This window comes from Nocardiopsis lucentensis DSM 44048 (assembly GCF_000341125.1).
GTDB lineage: Bacteria > Actinomycetota > Actinomycetes > Streptosporangiales > Streptosporangiaceae > Nocardiopsis > Nocardiopsis lucentensis.
On record NZ_ANBC01000746.1, the window covers coordinates 1 to 4,158 of the forward strand.

Annotated in this window: 4 protein-coding genes; 1 reads left to right on the top strand and 3 read right to left on the bottom strand. The window is 72.4% G+C overall.

Translation table 11 applies throughout. The annotated features are described in order from the left end of the window. The 3 genes from D471_RS36275 to D471_RS36280 all read right to left on the bottom strand — a co-directional run. The coding region (locus tag D471_RS36275; protein ID WP_040691351.1) for a PhoX family protein at positions 1-630 on the bottom strand (630 nt) is incomplete at its 3' end. A gap of 343 nt (positions 631-973) precedes the next feature. Then, on the bottom strand, positions 974-2,179 hold the full coding sequence (locus tag D471_RS0126025) for an amino acid aminotransferase (RefSeq protein WP_017601329.1): 1,206 nt from the start codon (positions 2,177-2,179) through the stop codon (positions 974-976). After that, complete coding sequence (locus D471_RS36280; RefSeq protein ID WP_017601330.1) at positions 2,172-3,146, bottom strand: DMT family transporter; 975 nt, start codon at positions 3,144-3,146, stop codon at positions 2,172-2,174. The genes D471_RS0126025 and D471_RS36280 overlap by 8 nt, the downstream gene beginning before the upstream one ends. Before the next feature lie 148 nt (positions 3,147-3,294). Between D471_RS36280 and D471_RS0126035 the strand changes: the two genes are divergently transcribed. After that, positions 3,295-3,780, top strand: a complete 486-nt coding sequence (locus D471_RS0126035; RefSeq protein WP_017601331.1) for an Lrp/AsnC family transcriptional regulator — start codon at positions 3,295-3,297, stop codon at positions 3,778-3,780. The last annotated feature ends 378 nt before the right edge of the window (positions 3,781-4,158 follow it).

Genomic DNA, 4,158 nt, shown 5'->3' on the forward strand with positions numbered 1-4,158 from the left:
GCGCTCGATCTCGACCAGCGAGCCGCCGTGCGCGGCCATGGCGGTGCGGATCTGCTCCGGGTCGGCCTCGTCGCCGCCGGGGTACCCGGCGAACATGAGGTCCTCGTTGGTGTACTCGTGGTTCACCCACAGCAGGGCGCGGTCGTCATCGAGCTGGTGGAAGCCGACGTAGTCGCAGTTGTAGCCGAACTGCCGCGCCTGGGCCTCGGCGGTCTGGTTGTCGAGGTCGAACTCAGGCGCGCCGGGCAGGACCGGCTCGCCCCAGCGGATGATGACGTGCTGGTCGTAGCCCTTGGGGACGGTGACCTGGTCGTCGTTGTTGGGCAGCACGCTGTGGAACGTGGCGCGGGGGTTGGGCTTGGGGCGGTTCGGACCGCGGTCGGCGAAGGCCGGGCTCAGTGCGGCGAAGCCGAGCGCGCCGGCGCCGGCGGTGACGGCGCTCGTGCGCAGCGCCGAGCGCCGGGAGACCACCTTCTGGAAGATGTCGCCGAAGTAGGCGTTGTCGCTGGTGTTGGGGGCGGGGTGGAAGCAGGCGTCACCACAGCGCAGTCTGCACGTGGCGCGGGAACGCCCGCCTCCGACCTGGCCGATCAAGGGCAGCGAGCGGCGGTGGGGCGCGGACTCGGACACACGTTCTCCTCGGGATCGTGACTACCCCTCCGCGCCCCTCCGGGCGGGGAACCGGACGAAGGCGCGAAGGACGAAGCTGGTCAACCGGTGTATGGAGGCACCGGCCGGTCTCGACCCTGGCCGAGGTTTCACACACATCGGTGAAACCGGGGTGAACGCCCCTACAACTCCGTCGCATCCCTGGGGTGGCGTGGCCCCCGGTCACCCTGGGCACACATGATCGACACCGAACGTGATCATGGCGTACCGGAGCGTCCCGCGCCAGACCCCCTTCCTCGTGTCGGCGCGGATCGGCCACAGCGGACGGCCTCCGCCCGAGCCGCGCCCTCCGCGGCCGGGGACCTCAGCCGGACGGGACGGCGCGGGCCGCCTCCAGGGCGGTGGCGATGCCCCTCGCCAGGAACGGAATCCGGTCCGCCGGGAGCCCCGCGACGTTGACGCGCCCCGAGTTCGTGCCGTAGATACCCGACCGCCTGCGCATTTCGCCCATCTGTTCGGGCGTGAGCGAGAGCATCGAGAACATGCCCTTCTGTCGTGCCAGCGCCGCCGCCTGCCCGGCGTGGCCGAGTGCGCGCAGACGGGCGGCCAGCTCCGCCCGGTTGGCCGTGATGTGCTCACGCATGGCGTCGAGTTCGGCCCGCCACACGGCCCGTAGCCGCTCCCCCTCCAGGATGGTGGTGACGACGGCGGCGCCGTGCTCGGGCGGCATCGAGTACAGCGTCCGCGCGGCGTTCTGCAGTGCCGTCTCGACGTGCCCCAGCGCCCGCCGCGACGACCCCAGGACGATCGCGCACCCGGTGCGGTCGCTGTAGAGGCCGAAATTCTTGGAGCAACTGGCGGCGATCAGCACCTCGGGGAGCCGTTCGGACAGCATCCGTGTGGCCCGCAGGTCGGCTTCGAGGCCGTCGCCGAGCCCGTGGTAGGCCAGGTCGACGAAGGGGACCCAGCCGTTCGCCGCGGCGAGCCCGGCCAGTTCCTCCCACTCCTCGACGGAGGGGTCGACCCCCGTGGGGTTGTGGCAGCAGCCCTGGAGGAGGACGACGTCGTGACGGCGCGCGGCGCGCAGGTCGTCGAGCATGCCGGCGGCGCCCGGGAGCCCCGCGGAGGCGGGTCGGCCATAGGTTCGGACCTGGAGGCCGGCGCCCTCCAGGATGGGGCGGTGGTTGACGTAGGCGGGGTCGCTGATCCACACCGTGGCGCCCGGGCGGGTCTGGCGTACCAGGTCGGCCAGCAGGCGCAGGGCTCCGGTGCCCGCCACGGTCTGGACGGCCGTCGCCCGCTCGGTCAGGGCCCGGGCGCCCAGCACCATGGACAGCATGGCCCGGTTGAAGGAGGCGTTGCCCGAGAGCCCGCGGTACTCCTTGGAGACGGAGCGTTCCGCCAGGCGCACCTCGGCCTTTCTGACCGCTTCCATGACGGGGGTGGCCCCGGTGCGGTCACGGTAGACGCCGAGGACGAGGTTCAGCCGGTCGGGCCTGGTGTCGGCGGCGAACTCGGCCTCCAGGTCGAACAGGGGGTCGGCGGGCGGGGAGGGGAGAAGCTCAAGCATCGGCGGCAGCCTTGGGTCGGGGACGTCGGTTGGCGAGCACGACACCGGTGGCGATGAGGGGAACGCCGACCAGGACGGACAGGGTCGGGGACTCGTCCAGCAGGGGAATGGCGAGCAGGACGACGACGACCGGACTGAGGCTGCCGACGACCGAACTGGTCTCCGGTCCCAGCCGGCGGATGGCGAACGCGTAGAGCAGGCCGGCGCACAGGCCGACCCCCAGGCCCTGGACGACGAGGAACAGCGCGAGGTCGGCGACGGCCGCCCGGGCCAGGCCGGTCGGCAGGACCCCGGTCAGGGCCAGCAGCCCGACGACGGCGAAGGAGGGCAGGCACAGCAGCCCGATGGACCCGACGGGGTCGAGGTCCACCTCCCGCAGCCCCACGGTGTACAGGGCCCACAGCCCGCTGGCCACGAGCAGTGTCCCCGACCCGAGCAGGACGTCGGCGTCCAGCTCCGCGGTGTGGCGCCAGACCAGAGCCGCGGCTCCGGCCACGATCAGCGCCAACCCGACCGGCTGCGTGCCGCGCGGTGCGCTCCCGCCGCCCGCGACCATGAGCGCGGAGACGAACAGGGGGACCATCCCGGGGACGATCGCCCCGACGAACGCGGCCGAGGTGAGCGAACCGCCGTACATCGCCGCGAGGAAGAACGGCACCCCCGCGCCGCAGATGATCTTGGCCGCCGGGCCGGGCCGCACGGCGGCCAGGCGGTGTCTGCGCCGCCACAGGGCGGGGGCCAGGACCACGAGGGGGACGCCGAAGCGCAGCAGGGCCGCGTCCGCGGGCGACAGCGTGGAGTCGCCCAGGGCGCGGGCGCTCAGGGCGAACCCCGCCCAGATGGTCACGGTGAGCAGCAGCGCCAGCATGCCCACGGCCCGCGAGGAGAGCCCCCCGCGCCAGCCCGCGCGGGACGCGGGGGAGCGTGTCCGCGCTCCCGGCGTCCGCGCCGTACCCGTCACCGCCACCGACGTTTCCTCCCGCTCGGACCCGTGCGGGCGAAACCGACGTCCGCCCTCCCGATGAAGGCAACGCTAGAGCTTTTGGCGAGGCAGCCGATTGCCACTTCTGCCCGTCGGACCTAGCCTTTGGGGCAGAATCTGCCAAGGAGTGACGATGGACGCTGTGGATCTCCAGATCATCCACGAGCTGCAGGCGGACGGGCGGCTGTCCAACCAGGACCTGGCCGACCGGGTCGGGCTCTCCCCCTCACCCTGCCTGCGCCGGGTACGCCGCCTGGAGGAGTCGGGACTGATCAGCGGTTACACGGCGATGGTGGACCAGGTCGCCTTCGGCCTGCCGATCACCGTCTTCGTGCGGATCCGCCTGGAGCGCCACACGGCCGAGGCCGTCAGCGTGTTCGAGGAGCACGTCGGTCTCATCGAGCACATCCAGGACTGTTACCTGATGGCGGGCAGCAGCGACTACCTGCTCAGGGTCGTCATCGAGAGCCTGGAGGAGTACGAGGTCCTCGTGCGCACACGGATCCACGCCATTCCCGGCATCGCGTCGATCGAATCCAGTTTCGCCTTCGGCAGCGTCAAGCGGTCCAAGGTCTACCCGTCCCCGAGCACGTCGCGCCCGAGTGCCCGCGGGCGCTGAACGGACCGCCGCGGCGCCCCTCCCCTCCGGCCGTCGCGGACCGGTTTTTGGAATGGTCGCCCGAGGGGGTGTCGTTCGGGCGCCGGCAGGGTTCTGCACGACGAGTCGAGCCGCGAGCGAGGAACGAGCGGCAGGCGAAGAAGGAAGAACCGCGCCGGGGACGTCCGTCCAGGGCGGTGGTGGGCGACGGGCGGGCGGCGTCCCTCCCTTCCGGCGCCCCTCTTCGACGGTCCGGGGAGGCCCCCGTCTAGGACGCGCTCCCGCTGCGCCCCACGGGAACGACCATCGGGCCACCGGTCACCGGGTCCTCCACGACCACGGCCTCCAGGCCGAAGGCCTCCGCCAGCAGCCGCGGGGTCAACACGTCGGCCGGCGGGC